Source organism: Arenibacter sp. F26102 (assembly GCF_023015865.1).
Lineage (GTDB): Bacteria > Bacteroidota > Bacteroidia > Flavobacteriales > Flavobacteriaceae > Arenibacter.
Genome location: NZ_JALKBC010000005.1, coordinates 285,154 through 305,643 on the forward strand (window position 1 = coordinate 285,154; position 20,490 = coordinate 305,643).

General features: G+C 39.2%; 13 protein-coding genes. 10 read left to right on the top strand and 3 right to left on the bottom strand.

Features of this window, described 5'->3' with window-relative positions; genetic code table 11:
- Positions 1–244 precede the first annotated feature (244 nt).
- On the top strand, positions 245–2,305 hold the full coding sequence (locus MWU78_RS09085) for a M13 family metallopeptidase (protein ID WP_246997144.1): 2,061 nt from the start codon (positions 245–247) through the stop codon (positions 2,303–2,305).
- A gap of 362 nt (positions 2,306–2,667) precedes the next feature.
- On the opposite strand, the gene MWU78_RS09090 is transcribed toward MWU78_RS09085, so the two are convergent.
- The gene (locus MWU78_RS09090; RefSeq protein WP_246997146.1) at positions 2,668–3,528 is read right to left on the bottom strand and encodes an RNA polymerase sigma factor RpoD/SigA; all 861 of its coding nucleotides are present in this window, start codon (positions 3,526–3,528) and stop codon (positions 2,668–2,670) included.
- A 281-nt stretch (positions 3,529–3,809) separates the two neighbouring features.
- Here MWU78_RS09090 and MWU78_RS09095 point away from each other — a divergent pair, with 281 nt between their 5' ends.
- The 6 genes from MWU78_RS09095 to MWU78_RS09120 all read left to right on the top strand — a co-directional run bounded on the left by MWU78_RS09095 (position 3,810) and on the right by MWU78_RS09120 (position 12,646).
- Entirely contained in the window at positions 3,810–4,604 is a 795-nt protein-coding gene (locus MWU78_RS09095; protein WP_246997148.1) for a transglutaminase family protein, read from the top strand.
- A 193-nt stretch (positions 4,605–4,797) separates the two neighbouring features.
- Positions 4,798–8,142, top strand: coding sequence for a transglutaminase family protein (locus MWU78_RS09100; RefSeq protein ID WP_246997150.1), 3,345 nt, complete (start codon positions 4,798–4,800; stop codon positions 8,140–8,142).
- Between the two features lie 8 nt (positions 8,143–8,150).
- Entirely contained in the window at positions 8,151–10,703 is a 2,553-nt protein-coding gene (locus MWU78_RS09105; protein ID WP_246997152.1) for a circularly permuted type 2 ATP-grasp protein, read from the top strand.
- Positions 10,700–11,575 carry a transglutaminase family protein gene (locus MWU78_RS09110; RefSeq protein WP_246997154.1) on the top strand — a complete coding sequence of 292 codons (876 nt, stop codon included), beginning with the start codon at positions 10,700–10,702 and terminating at the stop codon, positions 11,573–11,575. The genes MWU78_RS09105 and MWU78_RS09110 overlap by 4 nt, the downstream gene beginning before the upstream one ends.
- Positions 11,576–12,103: 528 nt before the next feature.
- Positions 12,104–12,358, top strand: a complete 255-nt coding sequence (locus tag MWU78_RS09115; RefSeq protein WP_246997156.1) for a hypothetical protein — start codon at positions 12,104–12,106, stop codon at positions 12,356–12,358.
- 3 nt (positions 12,359–12,361) lie between these two features.
- Complete coding sequence (locus MWU78_RS09120; protein ID WP_246997158.1) at positions 12,362–12,646, top strand: hypothetical protein; 285 nt, start codon at positions 12,362–12,364, stop codon at positions 12,644–12,646.
- Here the strand turns inward: MWU78_RS09120 and MWU78_RS09125 are convergent.
- Positions 12,643–13,284, bottom strand: a complete 642-nt coding sequence (locus MWU78_RS09125) for a thiamine phosphate synthase (protein WP_246997161.1) — start codon at positions 13,282–13,284, stop codon at positions 12,643–12,645. The two genes, MWU78_RS09120 and MWU78_RS09125, sit on opposite strands and share 4 nt — an antisense overlap.
- Positions 13,285–13,321: 37 nt before the next feature.
- Positions 13,322–15,349 (bottom strand): NADPH-dependent 2,4-dienoyl-CoA reductase, encoded by a 2,028-nt coding sequence (locus MWU78_RS09130; protein WP_246997163.1) that lies wholly within the window; start codon positions 15,347–15,349, stop codon positions 13,322–13,324.
- 237 nt (positions 15,350–15,586) lie between these two features.
- On the opposite strand from MWU78_RS09130, the gene MWU78_RS09135 reads away from it, so the two are divergent.
- The 3 genes from MWU78_RS09135 (at position 15,587) to MWU78_RS09145 (ending at position 20,441) form a co-directional block, all read left to right on the top strand.
- A complete protein-coding gene (locus MWU78_RS09135; protein ID WP_246997165.1) occupies positions 15,587–16,174 on the top strand; it encodes a DUF6515 family protein in 588 nt (195 codons plus the stop codon).
- Positions 16,175–16,607: 433 nt separating this feature from the next.
- Positions 16,608–18,812, top strand: coding sequence for a hypothetical protein (locus tag MWU78_RS09140; protein ID WP_246997167.1), 2,205 nt, complete (start codon positions 16,608–16,610; stop codon positions 18,810–18,812).
- A gap of 357 nt (positions 18,813–19,169) precedes the next feature.
- The gene (locus MWU78_RS09145; protein ID WP_246997169.1) at positions 19,170–20,441 is read left to right on the top strand and encodes an aryl-sulfate sulfotransferase; all 1,272 of its coding nucleotides are present in this window, start codon (positions 19,170–19,172) and stop codon (positions 20,439–20,441) included.
- Positions 20,442–20,490 lie beyond the last annotated feature (49 nt).

The window sequence follows — 20,490 nt, forward strand, 5'->3', positions numbered from 1 at the left end:
GTTTTATTAATAAATAATTAAGGTTATGGCTTTCTAAACCCTTGATTACCTTAAAGATAACTTATTTTGTCATAACCCTGTCAATTACCCTGAATTTATCCTGTCTTTTGACCATTACTCCCTATTCTGGAATAATAATATTTATGCTATACTTTTCCACCAGCCATCGGGGGAGTAGGGGAGTGTAGCTTTAATCAGCATGCTGATCAATCCTCAATTTCCGGTATAATCCCAACTATAAATAATGCTTATATTTGAGAAAACATATCATCCACAAATGAATAAATTGGCCTTCTTACCTCTCTTAGCTTTCCTTGCTGTTTCCTGTAGAAATGAGCCTTCCAATAAAAATGATCTTCAAACCGAAGATAAAACCGTAGTTTTTGAAGGTATTTCAGAGGGAATAAAACCGGGAGATAATTTCTTCGACCACGTTAATAAAACTTGGTATGATGAAGCTGTTATTGCTGAAGACCAGGTAGGAGTAGGGTCTTACCGTTTTTTAAATATTCCACAGCAAGAATTATTGCAAAACATCCTTGATGAAGTTTCCAGAGGGAATCATGCCGAAGGTAGTATTGAACAACAAGTTGGCGATTTTTACGCTTCCGGGATGGATACTATCGGCATAGACCTAAGGGGAGTAACACCCATATTGCCCATTTTAAAGAGGATAGATGCCATAACCGATATTCCCATGATGATGGAGTTTGTTGCCGAACAAATAAAATCGGGCGACTATTCTTTGATTGCCCCCTACATTTCTCCTGATCAAAAAAACAGCGCTATCAATATTTTGCATTTTACGCAAACAGGTTTGGGCCTACCCGACCGTGACTATTATTTTGGAGATGATCCTTCTGTAAAAAAGATTCAAGAAGCCTATAAAACCTACCTTGCCACGGTGTTTGAATTGGTAGGGGACGCCTCTGCCAAACAGCAGGCAAATACAGTGTATGCCATTGAGAGAAAATTGGCACAATCCCATAAAACTCGAGTGGAAAGAAGAGTTGTAAAGGAGAATTACCATAAATTACCGGTTGCCGAATTAGACAAGACCCAAAGTAATATTGGCTGGAAAACTATGTTAAAAAATTTAGGTGCCGATGTGGATTCGGTAGACGTTGGTCAGCCGGTGTATTACGAAACCTTGAACTCCATGTTGACCTCTATTCCGTTGATGGATTGGAAGGTATTTTTAAAAGCCAACTCAATAGGTTCCCATGACAATATTTTAAGTACCCCTTTTCAAAATGCAGCCTTTGAATACTCTAAGGTATTATCCGGTCAGTCCCAACAACAACCGCGAAAACTACAGATGACACGTAAGGTGGACCAGCAAATAGGTTTTGCACTTGGGCAATTGTATGTAAAGCGATACTTTAATGAAGACGCAAAAAAACGCGCATTGGATCTGGTCAATAATTTTCAGAAAACCTTGGAAAAACGAATTGGGCAGCTAGATTGGATGAGCGATAGCACCAAGCTAAAGGCCAAGGACAAACTCTACGCCATAAACAAGAAAATAGGATATCCGGATGTATGGAGAACTTACGATGTGGAAATAGATAGGGAGAAGTTTTTTGAAAATGTAGTTGCATTAAGACAAGACGAATACCAGTATGAATTGGCGGATCTAAATAAAGCGCCGAATCGAGACCAGTGGCATACCACTCCATCTACAGTTACGGCCTATTATAATCCCTCGTTGAACGAAATTGTATTTCCGGCAGGTATCTTGCAGGCGCCCTATTTTGATCTGTATGCCGACGATGCCGTTAATTACGGTGGAATTGGGATGGTAATCGGTCATGAGTTTACGCATGCCTTTGACGATCAAGGTGCACAATACGACAAAAATGGAAATGTGTCCAATTGGTGGACGGAAGACGATTACACAAAATTTAAAGCAAAAACGCAACAAATTGTTGACCAGTATAGTGATTTTACCGTATTGGATAGTGTACACCTCAAAGGAGCCTTAACCGTGGGTGAAAACACAGCGGATAACGGTGGTATTGCCATTGCCTATGATGCCTTTAAGATGACAGAACAAGGACGCGACACCACAAAAATTGGTGGTTTTACTCCAGACCAACGCTTCTTTTTATCAATTGCCCGTATTTGGCGTGTTAAAATGCGGGATGAATTTTTACGAAATTATGTAGCTACCGACCCACATTCACCGCCCATGTGGCGTGTTAATGGGCCCTTAATGAATTTTACGCCATTTTATGAGGCCTTTGATGTTAAAAACGGAGAAAACAATTTTAAACCTGAATCAGAAAGGATCAAAATTTGGTAAGGGTTAATTGTTCACTTTTAAAATTAGGCAGAGGGAGCATTCACTTAGTTCCGACACGAGTCAGTGGCCTTTTAATATAAGTGTATTTTCGGTTTGTTCGCTATTGTGCCGTGAGCCAGATGGGAAAAACAGTGGCCCCAACTCCTGCGATGACCACATTTTTCATAAAAGTTCTTCTTTTTAGATGGCTCATAAATTGTGTATTGGAACTTGGAAGGAAATTGTTGGAAGGAATTAAAATGTGAACTTTATTAAAGCTACAATAGGTAATCCTACTAAATAAATACGTGGTGCTTAGAACAAGTAAAAGCCGACTTTTGGGAAGTCGGCCTTATAATTCTAGACATTTCGCCTATAAGCTCTTACAAGTAAGCTTTTAATATTTTGTTTCGTGATTTGTGTTGTAGAATCCGGATCGCTTTTTCTCTAATTTGTCTTACACGCTCTCTGGTTACTTCAAAGAGTTCTCCAATTTCGCTCAGGCTCATTGGGGTTCGTTGTCCAATACCATAATAGAGACGTATAATTTCACTTTCTCTATTGGGAAGTGTTTTTAACACTTGTTCAATATCCATCCTGAGGGAGTCTCTCATCATTTTAGCATCAGGACTGGTGGATTCCTTCGATTTTATAACATTGTATAAATTGGAAGATTCCCCTTCTTCAAAAGGTGCGTCCATGGACAAATGTTTTCCTGAATTCTTAATTGCAAGTTTAACCTGCTCGGGGCCCATATCAAGTTCCCTAGCTATTTCTACGGCACTAGGAGGTCGCTGATAGGTCTGTTCCAACGAGGAGTACACCTTATTTATTTTGCTGATTTCGCCAATTTTGTTCAAGGGCAATCGCACCATACGTGATTGCTCGGACATCGCCTGTAATATAGATTGGCGTACCCACCACACGGCATAGGAGATAAATTTAAAACCTCGGGTTTCGTCAAAGCGTTTGGCAGCTTTCACCAATCCGATATTTCCTTCGTTGATCAGATCGGAAAGCCGTAAACCGTTTCCTTGATATTGTTTTGCGGCGGAAACCACAAATCGTAAGTTGGCATTTACTAATTTATTAAGGGCAACCTGATCTCCATTACGTATTCTTCTGGCCAGTTCCACCTCCTCATCTGCTGTTATCATATCAATTTTTGATATTTCCTGAAAGTACTTTTCTAAGGATTTAGTGTCTCTGTTTGTAATTTGTTTAGTGATCTTAAGTTGCCTCATAAATTTGTTTTAATTAATATTGCTTTTCGATAAAATAGGTTATTTTTTAATGTAATCCTAATAAAATGGTTATTTGTTTGATTTTTATTTAATGAAATGACTATTTGATTAAATAAAAATTAATCTTATTCATGAAATACAAGCTTTTTCACAAAATATATACGCACTAATTACATTAGAAACCTTATAACAATAATTAATTGCTAAATTGGCTTCGAGTATAAGATGTCCCGCACCTACTACCAATCCTAATTTCTCTTGTTTTATGAAACATTTACTTTATGTTATTACGAATTAGTTATTACCTGTTGTTAGAATTGGAAGTACCTACCCCATTAATTTTAATGTTGCGCCCGCGAAGTAGTGCGGATCAATGGGTAGCACGCGAAGAATATAAAATTTCGCCTATGGTTCCTGTTGAAGAACATACGGATGTTTATGGAAACCTTTGCCAAAGACTGATCGCTCCTCCAGGAATTTTTTCAATCAACACTACTGCAGATGTAAAATCCGCTGATTTTGTTGATGTTAATTATGGGGCTCCGTTTGTAGAAATCCAGAATTTACCATGCGCTATTTTACGTTATTTATTACCGAGCCGGTATTGTGAATCAGATCGTTTTAACGAAATGGCTATGTCTATAACCGCCAATCTAATTCCAGGTTACAATCAAGTTGCTGCTATAGAATCTTGGCTGCGCAATACAATTAGTTATATTCCTGGAAGTAGCAATTTTCCGATTTCTGCAGTGGATGTCAATTACCGACAATCCGGAGTTTGCAGAGATTTGGCACATTTAGGTATTGCCCTATGCAGAAGTATCAGTATTCCTGCACGAATAGTAGTCGGGTATTTATACAATTTGAAACCCATGGATATGCATGCATGGTTTGAAGCTTATGTTGGTGGGCGCTGGTACACTTTTGACGCTACTCAAACAGGTCCAAAAGGGGGATATGTTGCCATAGGATATGGCAATGATGCTGCAGATGTCGCGGTGTTCAATCAGTTCGGGCCAGGTGTTGTTCCCTTACAACAGCTCGTAAATGTTGAATTAATTGTTGAAGAACATTGAATATGCTTTTTAAAATCATTAAATTCACGGAACAGTAAAAATTAAAACTGGTCAAAGCCAATACGTTTTATGCATATCCATTCGACCAAACCAATATAAACGCAACCGAACCAATCCCAATTCATTGAATTTTAATTCAATTTCTAATTATTAATTTTACTTTTAGGTAACATTCATGTTAAATCCCCAGTAGATGTCGATACAAGTGGCCATAAGGCATTACACAGAATACAAATACGATAAACATATCAAATTATCCCCACAGGTAATTAGACTTCGTCCAGCACCACATTCCCGTACCCCCATCAAAGGGTATAGCCTAAATATCAATCCCAAAAATCACTTTATCAATTGGCAACAAGATCCGTATGGAAATTATATGGCCAGAATTGTATTTCCCGATAAGGTAGATCATTTTTCGGTTGATGTAGAGGTAATCGCCGATATGGTGATTATCAATCCGTTCGACTTTTTTATTGAAGAATATGCTTCAAAACCAGGCTTTAAGTATGAAGATGGTCTTTTACAGCAATTATCACCATATCTGGAAATAAAAGAAAACGATACACTGTTGCTCAATTTGGTAAAACAAGCAAAAGGCCTTTTAACCGACGATATGAATATAGTCGATTATTTAGTTGCCTTAAACCAATTGGTATATACACAGCTGTCATACAATATTAGGCTAGAACCAGGTATACAATCGTGCGAAGAGACCCTGCGACTTAAGTCGGGATCTTGTCGTGATTTTACTTGGGTATTGGTTCAATTATTACGCCATTTAGATTTTGCAGCGCGCTTTGCTTCAGGATATTTGGTGCAGCTTAAACCAGATGTTAAATCGCTGGTTGGCCCTTCGGGACCTGAAGAAGACTTTACCGATTTACATGCCTGGGCAGAAGTATATGTCCCAGGAGCCGGTTGGATCGGATTGGATGCTACCTCAGGCCTATTTGCTGGAGAGGGACATATTCCTTTGGCCTGTACGCCAAACCCTGATAGTGCTGCACCTATTTCTGGATTGGCCGAGGCTGCCAAAACAGAATTTCATTTTGAGAACACAGTTACCCGAATTGTTGAAAAACCTCGTGTTACCAAGCCTTATTCGGATGAGCAATGGAATCAGATCGTTGCCCTAGGTGAACAAGTTGATGAGGTATTGATAAAAAAAGATGTGCGCCTAACTATGGGTGGCGAACCTACTTTTGTTTCTACTGATAATCAGGATGCTCCAGAGTGGAATTCAGCCGCCGATGGTGAACAAAAGAGAAAATTATCCAATGAACTTTTTCATAAACTAAAGGATGAATTTGGCACAGGTGCCTTAATGCTTTATGGTCAAGGAAAATGGTATCCCGGCGAGCCTTTGCCAAGGTGGAAATTGGGTTGTTACTGGCGTAAGGATGGTTTGCCAATTTGGAATAATGACAAGCTGTTGGCAGACTTATCGCACGACTATGAATTTACCGTTGAAGATGCCGATAAATTAATAAATTCTTTGGCGAAGTCGTTAAAACTGAATCAAGAATGTATCAAGCCTGCCTATGAAGATCCATTTTATTTTGCATGGGAAGAAAGCAATATACCCTTGGATGTTGATCCTTTAAAACTGGATCTAAAATCTCCTTTGGAACGTCAGCGTTTATCAGAACTCCTACAACATGGTTTAAATAAACCTATTGGCTATTCTATGCCTATCGAATGGAATTTTGAGAATAATAATTGGCAAACATGTTCCTGGAAATTCCGCAGAAAAAATCTTTTTCTAGTACCGGGTAATTCACCTTTGGGCCTACGATTGCCATTGAAATCGATTCAAGGTTTCGATCATGAAAAAGTACCTGTTAAACCAGAACAAAGTCTGTTTGTAGAAACAGCTGCTTTACCAACAATTAAAAACAATGCCTCTGCTAGAGAAGCGAACCTGCAAATAACAGACAGCAATACGGTATTTATTACCAGTTTATCGGTCGAAGTAAGATCGGGTAAACTCTTTATTTTTTTGCCACCTCTTACACATTTTGAACATTACCTAAATTTGGTAAATCATATAGAAGCAGTGGCCGAGCAGTTAAAAATGCCTGTTCTTATTGAAGGATATGACCCACCTGCTGATAATCGCATACAGAAATTCCAAATCACCCCTGATCCAGGAGTAATTGAAGTGAATATTCACCCTGCAAGTAGTTGGAAAGAAATTCTTAAGAATTATGATATTCTTTACCAAAAAGCCGCGGAATCGCGCTTAACTACCGAAAAATTTAATTTGGACGGAAAACATACCGGTACCGGAGGTGGAAACCATGTTACGCTTGGAGGAATAACCCCTGCGGACAGTCCGTTGCTTCGCCGACCAGATGTGCTACGTAGTTTTATTACCTATTGGCAACATCATCCTTCCTTATCCTATTTATTTTCTACTCAGTTTATAGGCCCTACAAGTCAGGCTCCACGAGTTGATGAAGGTCGTGATGAAATGTTGTACGAATTGGAACTGGCCTTTCAGCAAATACCAAATTCAAATGAAAACGAAGTGCCCTTTTGGTTGGTAGACCGAATCTTCAGAAACTTATTGGTCGACATTACCGGTAACACGCATAGAGCCGAGTTTTGCATAGATAAATTGTATTCTCCTGATTCATCAACAGGACGTTTGGGTATTCTTGAATTTAGAGGATTCGACATGCCGCCACATTACCGCATGTGTATGGTACAATTTTTATTGATAAGATCATTGTTGGCCTGGTTCTGGGAAAAGCCTTATGAACACAAATTAGTTCGTTGGGGTACTGCACTTCATGATCGCTTTCTATTGCCACACTATTGTTCCAACGATTTAGGCGAGATCATGACAGACCTACAAAATGCAGGTTATAAAATGAACCTTGATTGGTTTGATCCATTTTTTGCATTCCGTTTTCCATTTTTAGGAGAATTACAAGTGAATGACATTAACATAGAATTAAAAATGGCTATTGAACCCTGGCATGTACTTGGTGAAGAAATGTCGAGTACCGGAACAGCACGTTTTGTAGATTCCTCCTTGGAAAGAATTCAGGTAAAAGTTAGTGGTCTAACCGATTCTCGTTATGCATTAATTTGCAACGGATGTCGTATCCCTTTAAAAAATACGGGCGTACAGGGTGAATATGTAGCAGGCATACGCTACCGTGCTTGGCAACCACCGTCTGCACTTCATCCAACTCTTGGTCCCGACACACCATTGGTTATTGATTTGTTTGATACTTGGACCAATAAATCTGTAGCTGCTTGCAAGTATCACGTAGCCCACCCTGGAGGAAGAAATTACGAAACTTTCCCAGTCAACAGTTACGAGGCAGAATCGCGTCGTATCTCTCGATTCTTTGATTTTGGACATACCGTTAATTTGGTTGAACCTACTATGACAACGCAACAGTCTGCGGGGCGATATATTACTCCGGTACAAATCACCACCCAATACGATATTAGTGGAGAGGTTGTGAACTCCGATTATCCATATACTATGGATTTGCGACAATTTAAAGTGAAAAAGTAGATTGGATAATGAATAGTCAAATTACTAAAGAGGACCTTATCTCTTCGTTCCTTAATAAAAGAGTCAAAAATAACTCACTTTATTTTGACGAAATAACTTCACCTGATGGTTCGGTGCTTCCTCATTGGCAAAGATTGCTCGATAGCTATAATAAGCTGGGCAAAAACGCGATGGATGAGCGTGAGCTTGAAGTAGAACGTCAATTGAAAGAAAATGGGGTTACCTATAATATTTATGGAGACCCTAATGGGATGAACAGACCTTGGGCCCTTGACGCGGTACCGATGGTTTTTAGTGAAGAAGACTGGAAGGTTGTAGAATCTGGACTAAAACAACGTACTACTTTATTAAATCATATCTTAAAAGATATCTATGGCCACCGAACTCTTATTCGCTCTGGACATATTCCTTTTGAACTGATATACAATCATCAAGGATTTTTAAGACAGGTAGACAAGTTAGAAATACCAGGGGAACAGCAATTGATACAATATTCGGCCGATTTGGCCCGTGGTCCCAATGGTAAGATGTGGGTATTGCACGATCGTACCGATGCACCTTCAGGGGCAGGATATACTTTTGAAAATAGGGTAGCTATGACCCGTGTTTTTCCCGAAATGATTCGTGAAAATCAAATCCGAAAGATTAATACCTATTACCAAACATTAAAGAAAACGATTACCAACCTTGCCTGGCAGAATAAAGAGGAACCAAGAGTTGTTTTTCTTTCTCCCGGATCTGAAAATGAGGCATATTTTGAGCATGCCTATTTATCATCGCTAATGGGCTTCACACTGGTAAGTGGTGCCGATCTAACGGTCAGTGATGGATATGTTTGGCTTAAAACTATAAAAGGACTTAAAAAAGTAGATGTTATTGTACGTCGTGTCGATGATGTCTTTTGCGATCCATTAGAGTTTAAAATGAACTCACAATTAGGTGTTGTTGGACTAATGGAATCTATTAGGCAAAATAAGGTTATGGTTATTAATCCTTTGGGCAGTAGGATTCTTGAAAATCCCGGCTTAATGGCTTTTCTACCCAAGCTTTGTAAACATATTTTGGGAGAAGACCTTATTTTACCCTCTGTGGCTACCTGGTGGTGTGGTCAAGAATCAGCAAAACAATATGTCTTCGATAATATTACAAAGCTGATCATTCGAAAAATATATAGGGATAATACCAACCGTTCTGTTTATGGATCGGCACTGGACAATAAGCAATTAGAAGCCCTGAAAGATGAAATTAATACCCGACCTTATTTATATGTTGGTCAGGAAACCGTTAATTTTTCAACTACCCCATCATATATCGATGGTAAATTTGAATCAAGGAACGCAGTCTTTAGAAGTTATGTAGTTGCCGATACCGCTGATAATTCCTATCAGGTTATGCCGGGTGGTTTAACTAGAAGCTCTGCACAAGAAGGCACTTTTATTGTTTCAAATCAGTCCGGAGGTATTAGTAAGGATACCTGGGTACTTGGCAGTGATAAACACGTTAAAAAGGATATAGTACCACATGCCATTCTACAAACCGAGAATGTACTTCCAAGTAGTACGGCGGAAAAATTGTTTTGGCTGGGCAGGTATGTCGAGCGTTCAATTTTTCTGGTTAGGTTGGCACGGGTTATAATTAAAAAGTATTACGAAACCGAGGACAATTTAAATGTTGAAAAAGACATTGTACTTTGTGCGCTATTAAAAGCCTTTTCAAATATTACCTTACTACTGCCCGGTTTTGAGGATAAGAAAACCCTTATCAGTCCAGAAAAAGAACTCATCTCGATCATTACGGATGTAACAAAAACGGGTTCATTAAACCATTCGTTACAGGCTTTTTTACGAAATGCCTATGCAGTTCGCGACCGTTTAGGTCTGGATACTTGGCGAATATTGGACAATATCTCCGAGGAAAGTAATCAGCTTAAAAATAGTACCCGTATTAATGAGATCAGCCATATTTTGGATGGATTGATTATAAGACTCATGGCCTATCACGGTTTGGGAGTGGATACCATGACAAGGGATATATCCTGGAATCTACAAGGAGTTGGAAGATATTTAGAATCATCTTCCATGACCTGTACTTTTCTGAAAAATATATTATCAAAAGAAATTAATACCGAGACCGAAAAATCACTGCTAGAATGTGTCCTGATCAATAATGAAAGTTTAATTACCTATCGGTATATGTACAGGTCTACCATAGAATTCACCAATGCATTATCGCTATTGATGCTTAATGAATTGAATCCGCGTTCGTTGGTTTACCAAATCTCCCAAATTGAAAAGCGGGTAAGTCATTTGCCTTCAAATTCAAATTCACAACTGGGCCTAATTCAAAAAAAGCTTTTGGAAGCTACCACTTTAGTAAGATTAAGTGACCCTGCCATATTAAAAATTGGAAACAAAAAGTCAGGACGCAGAATGGATTTACTCGTTTTGATGGAAAAATTGGAACTATTGCTTGGGGAGACCTCAGGTTTGATCATTAACAGATTTTTTAATCATACCGAATCCACTTATGGTTTTGTAAGTACCAAAATTCCTGAAATATGATGTACGAAGTGAAACATAAAACCGTATACAAATACCAATCACCAGTTTCCTTGTGCCATAACATTGTATTTCAAGTTGGCGCCAACAATTCACTGCAAGAGATCAATTCCTCTATTTGCACCATCGATCCCGAGCCTAATTATATGATGGAACGTGAAGATTTTTTTGAAAATAAGTACCTCTATTTTTCAGTTCAGAAAGTGCACAAAAATCTTATAGTTGAAAGTATAAGTCAAATTACTGTTGACCAACCCTTTTGGTTGGATATAATCCCTTCTGAAACACCTACTTGGGAATCGGTGGTGAAGTCGCTACGTTCTATTGATACATCGAACGATATAAGGCAATTTTATTTGGAATCTCCTTATGTCACCTTTTTAAAAGATATTCGTGCCTATGCCTTAAAATCGTTTACCCCAAATAGACCAATAATGGAAGCCATGCTCGAATTAAATAATCGAATTTATTCGGACTTTACGTTTACGCCTGGATTTACCGAAATTAGCACCCCCTTGGAGGAGGTTTTTAAGCATAAAAAAGGAGTCTGTCAAGATTACGCCCACTTTGGCTTGGCCTGTGTACGTTCTATAGGTTTGTCTGCCAGATATGTGAGTGGCTATATTGAAACCATTCCCCCTCCTGGAAAACCCAAGTTGGCAGGTGCCGATGCGTCCCACGCTTGGATGTCTTTATATATACCAAATGTCGGCTGGGTAGAATTTGATGCAACCAATAATCTTTTGGTTGCCGACCAACACATACGGGTTGCCAAGGGACGTGATTTTTCGGATGTTGTTCCTCTAAAAGGTATTGTATATTCTGGTGGTGGTCAACATATGGATGTTACGGTAGATGTGACTCGGATAGGATAACCTATTTTTAGACTTTAATGAGTTGTAAATAAAATTCATCACCCCATGTTCTATAAGCGCATAATTTTTGCGCTTTTTATTTATGTATAATACTCCTTTGAAGAAGAATAATCTCTCAATAAGCCAAGTCAAGTACCTCAGGGTAAGCTTGCCGACAAAGGTAGACCCATTAGGAAACATATCGATGCCCGCCTGAACGGAACGGGCAAGCCCTCCTGAACGGAACGGGCAAGCCCTCCTGAACAGAACGGGAAGGCCCGTCTGAAAAGATCGGGCAGGCCTTCCTGAACGGAACGGGCAAGCGTCCGAGCATTCAAATCTAGATATATTTAGGCTTCAGTTCTATCCCGAAATTTAAGAAAACTCAAATAACCGTACATCAATTCGACGTATTCCTGAACCACATTTATCGTGTATATTGAAAGCGCAAACTATATCACCAATTATAAAAAGAATGAATGCAGAAGCAAAATAATAAACTCCGGATATTTCAAACTCCATAATTTTTATAAAGCTATTCACATCTCCTTGTTTCAATTTATAATCCTAGTAACTCTTTTTGTACAAGTAACTGTAGAAGCTCAGGTTAAAGATATATGTTTGCCCATCATTATTGATGCCGATACGGCAAATGAGGTAGATGATCTATATGCTATTGTTCTAGCAATTGTAGAATCCAAATTCAATATTCTAGGCATTATTTTAGCGCAGTTTCATACCTCACCCTTGGCAACGGATAGTACTGCAAACGAAAGCCAAAGAATTAATGAAAGAATACTGTAATTAATGTGGAAGAGTACTATTCCGCTTCCTTTGGGGAGCAACGTTCCCATTATTAATAGTACAGAATCAGCTAGTTCTCCCGCTTCGCGTTTAATCATACATATGGCGCATAAATTACCTGCCGGTCAAAAACTGAATGTAGTTGTTTTAGGTTCTTGTACGAATGTTGCCAGTGCAATTCTGGAGGACCCATCCATCGTACAAAAATTGAAAGTACACTATCTCGGTTTTTGGCATAATGTAGAAACCGCCATTGTAAAACGCCAAAAATCGTATATGTTCTATTAAAATTTATGGAGTATCTCATTTGTGGAAGAAGCGTTTAGCAATTGGTGAAATATTTTTATATTATCAAAATTACGGGTAATTTCTCCTGAGACTACAAGACCCGAGATACCAGTCCCTACGATGGCGGTAACATCTTCTATGGTAATGCCTCCAACACCCAAAATAGGTGTTTTTGTGTTTAAAACATCTATTATGGCAGTATATCCGTTTAAACCTAAAACCGTACTCAAATTGTCTGTGTCCACCGTGGATCGAAATGGGCCTAAACTAATATAATCAACTTCTTCGGCTAGTAATACCTCGCAATCCTGCAAGGTATTTGCTGTACCGCCGATCATTTGCCAAGAGTATAATTGCTTTCTAGCAGTAGTTGGACCGGTGCCTGTTTTTCCTAGATGAACACCATCTGCCTTTACTTCATATGCTATTTTATAATGATTGTTAATGAGTAGTCTGGTCTGAAAATGAGCTGTAATTTCCCTGGCCTGATGGGCCACCTTTAAAATCTTTTTTTCTGCAACATCTTTTAACCCTAAACGCACCAACTCTATACCGGAGGTACAGGCCTTTTGAATATTATCCAGATGCTCTTTTGGTGAATTTCCTTGGGATATATAATGTAATTTAGGTATGATCATGCCTTAATTTTTGTAATTGAATGTATATTTTTCAGTATTAAATATTAGCCGCTAATCTACTGGCTTGATCTATGGCGCGTTTGGCATCCAATTCGGCTGCAACATCTGCCCCACCAACCACGTGCACTTTTAAACCATGTGCCTCCAAAGGTTCCAACAACTCCTTAAGTGGTAATTGACCTGCGCAAATGATAACGTTATCTACCGCCAAAACTTTTTGAAGTCCTTTTTGGATATAATGCAGACCTTTATCATCAATTTTGCTGTATTCCACTTGGTTGATAAACTGTACTTTTTTATTTTTCAGGCTAGTACGATGAATCCAACCCGTAGTTTTGCCCAAGTTGCCACCAAATTTACCTTTACTACGCTTGAACATAAAAATTTCCCTTGGTGATGGAGGAACTTCTGCCCTTATACCTTCAGTTCCACTTCTGGCCTCCATTGTTTTATCTATTCCCCATTCTTTTAACCAAGCGTTAATATTCAAGGAGGTGCTTTCACCCTCGTGGGCTAAATATTCGGACACATCAAAACCGATCCCTCCACCACCAATAACGGCAACGCGTTTGCCAACCGGTTTTTTTAACTTTAAAACATCAATGTAGTTCAAAACTTTGGGATGATCAATACCTTCAATCTTAGGGATTCTTGGCTTAATTCCTGTTGCTAATATTACCTCGTTAAAATTCCCATTTTTTAAATGTTCGGTAGTTACCCGTGTATTTAATTTCACGGTTACCTTATATAATCCCAATTGTTTATTAAAATACCGAATGGTTTCATAGAATTCCTCCTTCCCTGGAATTTGTTTTGCCATGTTGAATTGTCCACCGGTTTCCTTGTCGGAATCAAAAAGTGTCACCTCATGCCCCCGTTGTGCTGCTACGGTTGCCGCAGCCAATCCTGCAGGACCTGCACCTACTACAGCAATTTTTTTCTTTATTTCCGTCGGGATATAATTTAGTTCCGTTTCATGACATGCTCTTGGATTCACTAGGCAACTCGCCACTTTTCGTTTAAATACGTGGTCCAAACAAGCTTGATTACATCCAATACAGGTATTTATTTCGTCAGCTTTATTGACTTGGGCCTTATTTACCCATTCAGGATCCGCTAAAAATGGTCGTGCCATCGAAATCAAGTCTGCATGACCTTCTGCCAATACCTTTTCAGCCGTTTCAGGCATGTTTATCCTGTTGGAAGTAACCAACGGAATGGAAAGCTCTTCCTTCATTTTTTTAGTCACCCATGTAAAGGCTGCTCGTGGTACCGATGTTGCAATGGTTGGTATTCGCGCTTCGTGCCAACCAATGCCTGTATTAATTATAGTGGCACCGGCTTTTTCAATTTCCTTGCCCAAGGCCACTACTTCTTGCCAATTACTTCCTTTTTCCACCAAATCCAGCATGGATAAACGATAGATGATGATAAACTCCATTCCCACAGCTTCACGCGTCTGTTTTACTATTTCTATGGGCAAACGCATTCGGTTTTCATAGCTTCCACCATAGTCGTCGGTACGCTTGTTTGTTCTTTCAACGATAAATTGATTGATCAAATATCCTTCAGAACCCATAATTTCCACACCGTCATAGCCTGCCAATTTTGCTAGTTTGGCCGAATTCACAAAATCGCTGATCGTACGTTTTATTCCGGATGGCTTTAGTTTAAATGGCTTAAAGGGAGTAATGGGCGACTTTAAGGCCGTAGGGGCCACCGCGAAAGGATGATAGCCATAACGTCCTGAGTGTAAAATTTGCATGCATATTTTACCGCCTTCTTTATGTACTGCATCTGTAATTACTTTATGATGTCTTGCGTGTTTTTTTGTGCTCATTCGTGCCGAAAAGGGAGCTGTCCAACCTTGTACGTTGGGGGCAATTCCACCTGATACAATTAGTCCAACACCACCTTTTGCCCGCTCGGCATAATAGGCTGCTATTTTTTCCAGGCCATTTTTTTCCTCTTCCAAGCCTGTATGCATGGAACCCATTAAAATGCGGTTTTTAAGAGTGGTAAATCCTAAATCCAAGGGTTCGAAAATATGTTTATACTTAGTCATTTGTTTATGATTTTTACTATGCACGCATAACAACTGACAAGGTATGGATTTTTTGGGTTGAACTCAAATTAATCAGCAGGGTAGAGGTAAGGTGGGCATTTTTACCTTTATCGAAAGAAAAGATCATTTTGTCCAATATCCCCCAAAAATGTTTTTATACGATTAAACCAATTTTGAAAATTTGGGTCAAAGAAGTGAAAGTATACTTTAAAGTTTAACCTTTTAAATTTTTAAACTATGAAAACAAATAGCAAAATATATTTCTTCTTGTCCTTTTTACTTTTGGGATTTATATACGTGGGTACGGCCCAAACCCGGACACGTACTACTACAACAAACAAAACGACCAGAATGGTAACTAAAAAAACACCTAATAGGGTGTCCAGTAAAAGAGTGGTTTACAGAACCCCGAACAAGAAGGTTGTTTCTGTAAGAACAGTACCCAACAGAAAGGTTATAAAATACCATGGAGAGAACTATTACTATTCAAATAACAGGTTTTATACCTATTCTAGAGGCCGTTATATTGTAATTGCTCCCAAAATAGGATTTAGAATAAATACTTTACCTCCCAACTATCGAAGAATTCGTTTTAATAATCATATCTACTTTACGGTAGGCGGCACGTTTTATACCCAATTGGGGAACGAATATGAAGTTGTTGAACCAGAAATTGGGACTATAGTCTATGAACTTCCGGACGATTATGAAAAAGTGACCATAGACGGACAGACCTATTACGAGTACGCCAATATTTTATATGAGAAAGTACAGGTAGATGGTACTAGGGCCTATGAAGTTATTGGCATTATAGATTTGGAATAGGTAGCAGAAATAACGGTCCTACATATATAAAAAAGCGTTTATCAATACATTGGTAGTCGCTTTTTTTTTGGTTTGTATAGTGAGGGATATTAAAGAAGGTGTACTGACTATTCCAATTAAATACATAGAATTTTAGCTTGTTTCTTGAAAGCCTATTAACGCCAGTATCAAAATATTAGCCATCAAAAGCCATTGTTCTTGAAAGTCATTTATTTAATTTAAAGACACCTAATGGACAGTATACCAATAGATTTTGATGATGTAGTTGCTTCGACCATTTTAAGGTGCCGCTGACATGAGCATAAATTTCCATATTAATTTTCTAAATGTTAAATTTCACCTAGGGTAAAATACCATAGGTATTCATCAAGAATAGTGATACCTCTTAGCTTACATACATTTATTTTTATCGATTCTACAATATATATAAAATATGAAAAAATTATTCTTAGGTTTTTGTTTACTAGTAGGATTCGCAACCAATGCTCAAAAGGTCGCCGATCAGCCGTTTCTTCAGGACAGTGCTGATAAGTTTTCTTTGGAAGAAGGGGAGGGGAATGTGACTTTGCTTCAAATTGGCAGTGACCGAAATAAGGCCATTAAGGTACTTAGCAGCCAAGGGCTTATGCTCCCACATGAAAAAAGAATGCGACAAGATGTACAATATAGACCTTTGGTCGATATGAATATTGTTGGTTTGACCGAGTACAAAGGTCAATTTGTTTATTTAACGGACAAGGCAGTTTTAAGCAATGCTTGGGCCGGCAAGTTATTCATCAACCATAACATAAAAGCTCCTAAGGCTATAGGCATGGGCCCCGATTTTTTGACCATGATAGCAGGAGAAAACGATTTTGTTGTTTTTAACAGTAACCAAGAAGTTTGGAGGTCTTCCATAAATAATTTAAATCCGATATCCATACAGCATGACCCAATATCAAATCAATTTCTAGTTTTGACGGCAGAGGGACTGTACCAAGTGGATAGTGCTTTAAAAACATCAAAAAAGGTATTTGAGGCCAATAATTTAAAGGCCTTTACTTTACATGATGACAGTATTGTTTTGGGGACTACCAATGGCATACAGATTTTGGACCGCAAAACATTTGTCCCAATTAAACTTGATCAAAAACTACCTTGGACAGAAATTACCACTGTAAAAAGTATTCTCGGAAGCCTATGGTTCGGATCCACCAAGGGAGCCTTTAAACTACGTGAAGATGGCAAATACGATTATTACGCTTCTAAGCGATGGCTGGTAGACGATCAGGTGGTCGACTTGGCTGAAGGTCCTGATAGTAGTGTTCTGGTCCTGACCCAAAAAGGGATGAGCAAAATTGACTTTGTACCCATGACACTCGCACAAAAAGCGGAATATTTTCAAGAAATTCAGCGGTTACGTCATATTCGCTACGGTTTTACCTCAGATCTGGCAATGAGAACACCAGGAGACCTTTCTACGGGCTACTTTCACGATACGGATAATGATGGACTTTGGACTTCGATGTACTTGGCAGGGGAATTGTTTAGATATGCGGTAACCAAGTCCGAAGACGCCAAGCAAAATGCCTACGAAGCCTTTGAGGCTATGGAGAGGATGACGGAACTTCCCGATTTAAAAGGGTTTCCGGCAAGGTCTTTTGAAAGGGATGGCTATGAAGTGGGGCTACACGCCAATGGATTTTCTGAAGAGTGGAGAGAGCAATATGTAAAAGAAAATGGAAGGATATGGCAACTGTCGGATGATGAACTTTGGAGGTGGAAATCCACAACAAGCAGCGATGAATCTTGCGGGCACTTTTTCGTGTACGCACTTTTTGCAGAATTGGCACCCGACAAGGCCTGGAGGGATAGGGCGATACACCAAATAAAAATAGAGATGGACCACATTATGGATAACGATTGGCACTTGGTGGATTGGAACGGCAAACCGACCGCTTGGGGAAAATGGAATCCTGATTACGTTAATGGATTCCCTATTAATGTAGGGGATCGTAGGCTAAATTCTACGCTTATTCTATCTTTCCTTCAAACAGCCTATCATTTTACTAAAGACAAGAAATATAAAAAGGGGGCTGAAAAGTTGATAAAAAAATATGGATATGATGAGAATGCCAACAGACCGGCCTCGGTTATTGGTTATGTGGAAGGGGAGGATTTAAGCGATAAATGGAACCATTCCGATGATGAAATGTATTTTTTAACCATGCCAGGATTTGTTAATTATTCCTTTTCGGAAGAACAGAAAGAAGCACATTTTAATGCAGTAAAAAGCCATTGGGAAGTGGAACGCTCGGAAAAAAATCCCTTATGGAATTATCTTTTTGCATTTTCTGGTGGGCAAAATATAGATAGTGAAGAATCGGCATGGTGGTTGCGCGAGTTTCCTATGGATCTGATCGATTGGAAAATAGATAATGAGCACCGTAAGGACTTGACGAAAATAGAACCTAATTTCAGAAGTCAGACCTATACTGAGGTGTTGCCAGGTGATGAGAGGACGCTTCATCTGCACAATGGAGCATATAGGAACAATGGCGGAAGTGATGGAAAACGTGAATATGCCCCATATATTTACTTGTTGCCGTATTGGGCTGGTAGATATGTGGAAGCCATTAGTGCCCCGCGGGCCGAGTAAGCAAAATAGCACAGTAAAAAAAGGGAAGCCTGTCGGGCTTCCCTTTTTTTGTATATTATGATGGCCCAGAGAGCTTCGGGGGTTAGTTGGTACTGAAATCTCTTTTGCCAACGTACAACCTAGCCCCTTCGCTAGGTTCATGAATACCTTTAGAAACAAATACCATTGACCTTGTCCAACAAAGACAGTAATATTTCGCTGATAAAAACTATCCATTTACTGAAAGTTCGGTATCATTCACTGATAATCCAAATTCCCATTTAAACTTCAAGTAGAGTGTGGTATCTAATGTTTAAAGACAACTAAGAGTTAGTTGTGCTTTCAAAAACAATGATAACATCTAAAAATCAGTAAGAAATGAGGAAATCAAGATTTAAAATGGGGTTTGTCCCACTTTGTATTGTAGCACTTGCCCTAACCGCTTGCAGCAGTGATGATACGGAAGCTATAAATCTCACAGAGGAAACTAGCGATACCGAAACTACAGAAGATGTCAGTAGCGGTATTGATTTGGATTCTTACATTTTGGCAGTGGCTCCAGATGATGGGGTATTTTTAATAGACCACGATGGAGATACCCTGTTCGAGTGGGATATGGATGGAGATAATTTGGGCAACGATGCAAAATTATATAGCGACGGTAGTTTGGTGACCACCATAAAGGTCAATAATCCGTCTATTAATTTTGGTGGCTATGGGGGTCAGTTTAGAAAGATCAATGCGGACCAGACTACAGCGTGGGAGGTAAGCTACTCCAGTTCCAACTATATAGCGCACCATGACGTTAACTACTTATCCAATGGAAACATTATTTTTCCGGTTTGGGAAGAAGTAAGTTCAATTGAAGCTAGTGACATGGGATTTTCAGGTAATTTTGATATCTATCCCGATGCCATAATAGAAATGAATCCCCTTACCCAAGAGGTGGTATGGGAGTGGCATACCACGGATCATATTGTACAGGATTATGACAGCAGCAAAGGAAACTATGGTGTTGTGGCGGATAATCCGAATAAAATTGATATCAACTACAACAACGACCAGACCGATGGCGATATCACCCATGTAAACGGTATTACCTTGGATGAAACCAATGATCTCATATATGTTACGGTAAATTTTTACAGTGAAGTTTGGGTCATAGATCACAGTACCACTACCCAGGAAGCGGCAACAGGCGCGGGGGGTAATTACGGCTTGGGCGGTGATTTGGTCTATCGCTTTGGAAACCCTTTGGCCTATGACAACGTGGGTGAAGTAACCTTGAACAGGGTACATTACCCAAATCTTTTTGATGGAAATAAAATGTTGGTATTTGCCAATAATAAGTATGATGGGCAATCTGCGGTTGTGGAGTATGAATTGAACCCTCCTTACCTATTGGTTGCAGGACAAGATAATGAGCCAACTATTAGCTGGGAATTTACAGATACCGCTTTGTACAGTAACGGTCTTGGTAGTGGTGTGCGTATGAGCAATGGTAATACCCTAATTTCTGAAGGGACAGGGACCCTATGGGAAGTAAGTGATAGTGGTGAGGTGCTTTGGCAAAACAACGATTATAACAGGCCGTGGAGGGCTTATGCTTTCTCCGTGGATGATCCGGCCATAAAGGCATTGGGCTTTTAAATAAGAATAAATAGTTTTTGAATTGGTTGATGTTTGTAAAAGCTCTGGC

Excerpts from the sequence above, each read along its gene's own strand:
- MWU78_RS09085 (WP_246997144.1), top strand. The coding sequence starts at position 245 with ATGCTTATATTTGAGAAAACATATCATCCACAAATGAATAAATTGGCC.
- MWU78_RS09090 (WP_246997146.1), bottom strand. The coding sequence starts at position 3,528 with ATGAGGCAACTTAAGATCACTAAACAAATTACAAACAGAGACACTAAA.
- MWU78_RS09095 (WP_246997148.1), top strand. The coding sequence starts at position 3,810 with ATGTTATTACGAATTAGTTATTACCTGTTGTTAGAATTGGAAGTACCT.
- MWU78_RS09100 (WP_246997150.1), top strand. The coding sequence starts at position 4,798 with ATGTCGATACAAGTGGCCATAAGGCATTACACAGAATACAAATACGAT.
- MWU78_RS09105 (WP_246997152.1), top strand. The coding sequence starts at position 8,151 with ATGAATAGTCAAATTACTAAAGAGGACCTTATCTCTTCGTTCCTTAAT.
- MWU78_RS09110 (WP_246997154.1), top strand. The coding sequence starts at position 10,700 with ATGATGTACGAAGTGAAACATAAAACCGTATACAAATACCAATCACCA.
- MWU78_RS09120 (WP_246997158.1), top strand. The coding sequence starts at position 12,362 with ATGTGGAAGAGTACTATTCCGCTTCCTTTGGGGAGCAACGTTCCCATT.
- MWU78_RS09125 (WP_246997161.1), bottom strand. The coding sequence starts at position 13,284 with ATGATCATACCTAAATTACATTATATATCCCAAGGAAATTCACCAAAA.
- MWU78_RS09130 (WP_246997163.1), bottom strand. The coding sequence starts at position 15,349 with ATGACTAAGTATAAACATATTTTCGAACCCTTGGATTTAGGATTTACC.
- MWU78_RS09135 (WP_246997165.1), top strand. The coding sequence starts at position 15,587 with ATGAAAACAAATAGCAAAATATATTTCTTCTTGTCCTTTTTACTTTTG.
- MWU78_RS09140 (WP_246997167.1), top strand. The coding sequence starts at position 16,608 with ATGAAAAAATTATTCTTAGGTTTTTGTTTACTAGTAGGATTCGCAACC.
- MWU78_RS09145 (WP_246997169.1), top strand. The coding sequence starts at position 19,170 with ATGAGGAAATCAAGATTTAAAATGGGGTTTGTCCCACTTTGTATTGTA.